The 2,339-nt window shown below is 64.4% G+C and carries 3 protein-coding genes; all 3 read right to left on the reverse strand.

Going from position 1 to position 2,339, the window contains the following annotated elements:
• Positions 1–72: 72 nt before the first annotated feature.
• Positions 73–429, reverse strand: a complete 357-nt coding sequence (locus tag VW23_RS08355) for an L-rhamnose mutarotase (protein ID WP_069909115.1) — start codon at positions 427–429, stop codon at positions 73–75.
• Positions 426–1,307: a carbohydrate ABC transporter permease gene (locus VW23_RS08360; protein WP_084645770.1), complete on the reverse strand. Its 882-nt coding sequence runs from the start codon at positions 1,305–1,307 to the stop codon at positions 426–428. The genes VW23_RS08355 and VW23_RS08360 overlap by 4 nt, the downstream gene beginning before the upstream one ends.
• A partial coding sequence (locus tag VW23_RS08365) for a carbohydrate ABC transporter permease (RefSeq protein ID WP_342029918.1) occupies positions 1,304–2,339 on the reverse strand: 1,036 nt, incomplete at its 5' end. The genes VW23_RS08360 and VW23_RS08365, both read right to left, overlap by 4 nt.

Genomic DNA, 2,339 nt, shown 5'->3' on the forward strand with positions numbered 1-2,339 from the left:
TGCCGGCCGCTCGGTGATCCTCCCCCGCCACGCGGGGGAGGATTGCCGAGGGGCCGGCGCGTGCAACAATGCTCATCGCGTCGCCTCCCCAACGCGATGCGCGAACACCTCGTCCAGCCACAGCGGCTCGCCCGCATCATCCGCAATCGAGAGGAAGATATCGGCCATCGACGCCGTCCAGCGCCGCTGCACGTCCGACACGGCAGTCGCCGCCGACGCAGCGCGGAACCCGTCGCGGGCCCGCATCCGGCAGACGACGATCTCCGCATGCCTCCAAATCTGGTAGTCATAAATCCCCGCCGCATCGATCAGCGCGAGGATCTCCGGCCACACCGCGCGGTGCTTTTCGTCATAGGCCGGGCCCATGCCGGGCTTCAGCCGGTAGATGTAGAGGAACGCCTCGTGCGGCGCCGTATCGCGAGCCGTCATTTCACCGCCCCCGCCAGCGCGCCCGACAGGATCTGCCGCTGGAACAGCAAGTAGACGATCATCACCGGCAGCAACGCAACGATCAAACCGGCGCTGATCAACGGAATCGACACGTCATACTGGCCCGAGAGCAGCGCCACCCCGACCATCAAGGTGGTCTTGTCCGACCCGCCCATGATCACCAGCGGCAAGAGCAGGTCGTTCCACATCCAGACGAAGTTGAGGATCGAGAGCGCGGCGATCGCCGGGGTCGAGATCGGCAGCATCAGCTGGAACAGGATGCGCAACTCCCCTGCCCCGTCGATGCGGGCGGCCTCGATCAGCTCGTCGGGAATGGCGCGGAAGAACGCCGCCAGCATATAGGTGCTGATCGGCAGCCCGAACGCTGCGTAGGAAAAGATCAGCCCCTGGTAGGTGCCGCCGAGCCCCAGGTCGAGGATGGTCTCGTAGAGCGGGTAGATCACCACCTGGCTGGGGATCACCAGCATGGCGATGATGAACAGAAAGATCAGGTTGCCGCCTTTGATGCGGAGCTTGGTCACCGCATAGGCGATGAACAAAGCCGCCACCGTCGACAGCAGCAGCCCGCCGCCGGTGGTGATGATGCTGTTGAGCAAGAGCCGCGGCACATCCATGCGCACGAACGTCTCGGCATAGTTCTCGAAGCTGATGTCGAGCGGCAACCCGAGCGGGTTCTGCGCATAGCCGGTACGGGTCTTCAGCGAGTTGAGGACGGTGAACACGAGGGGGTAAAGCGCCACCACCGCCACCACCACGAGGATGAAGGTCACCAGCCATTTGACGATCGAACGGAGCAGCGGGTTGCTGCCCGGCGCGAGTTCTTCATGGGCGCTGTCGGAAACGCTGGCGAGGCTCATTTGCTGGCCTTTCCTTCGGCATACATGCGCCGGACGACGAAGGCCGAGACGATGGCGGCGAACACGAACAGCGCCATGCCGATCGCCGCACCCTTGCCGCGATTGAGGAATTCGAAGGTGGTGGTGAACACCAGGTACTCAGGCAGCATGGTGGCGCTGCCCGGCCCGCCGCGCGTCAGCGCATAGATCAGCGGGAACATCCAGATCAGCATCGACGAGGTGCAGAGCACGGTCCAGTAGCCGATCACCGGCTTCAAGAGCGGCGTGACGATCTCGATCAGCAGCCGCCAGAACCCGGCGCCATCGAGCCGCGCCGCCTCGATCACCTCGTCGGGCACGGTCGACAGGCCCGAGAGATAGGTGAGGACCCCGAGCCCGAAGAAACTCCACAGCGCCACCGCGGTCAGCGAGAACAGCGCGCTCGTCGCCCCGTTCAGCCACTCGATGGCGAGCGGCGCGAGGCCGATGAAGATCAGGAAGGCATTGAGCGGCCCATCGGGCGCGAGGATCTGCCGAAACATGATGCCGACCACGATCGGCGCGATCATGTAGGGCAGGAAATACACCGCACGAAACAGCTTCCAGCCGGGCGAGCGCTGGAAGATCAACAGCGCCAGCACCAGCGGCAGAAAGATCCACACCGGCAGTGTCACGAACACCAACAGCGCGTTCTTGAACGAGGTGATGAACACCGGGTCCTTGAACATCGAGGCGTAGTTGGCAAACCAGGCGAACTTCGGCTCCTCGAAGCCGCGCGTCTGGTAGAGGCTGAGGATGAAGGCGCGAACCAGCGGCACCAGCTTGAAGATCACCGCCAGCGCAATACCCGGCACCACCAGTGCGATGCCGAGGATCAGCTCCGGCCGCATCCGGCGCTTCTTGGCGCGGCTCAGGCTGCTGCTCGATGACTGGTCGATCTGGGTCATGGAATGTCCGAGGTGAAAACGGAGCCGGACAGCCGGCTCCGGATGGTCGATGGTGGCACCGCAGCTGATGAGCCGGTGCGGGCAGAGTACCCCCACCCCTGTCCCC

The organism is Devosia insulae DS-56 (genome assembly GCF_000970465.2).
In the GTDB taxonomy this organism is placed as follows: Bacteria; Pseudomonadota; Alphaproteobacteria; order Rhizobiales; family Devosiaceae; genus Devosia_A; species Devosia_A insulae.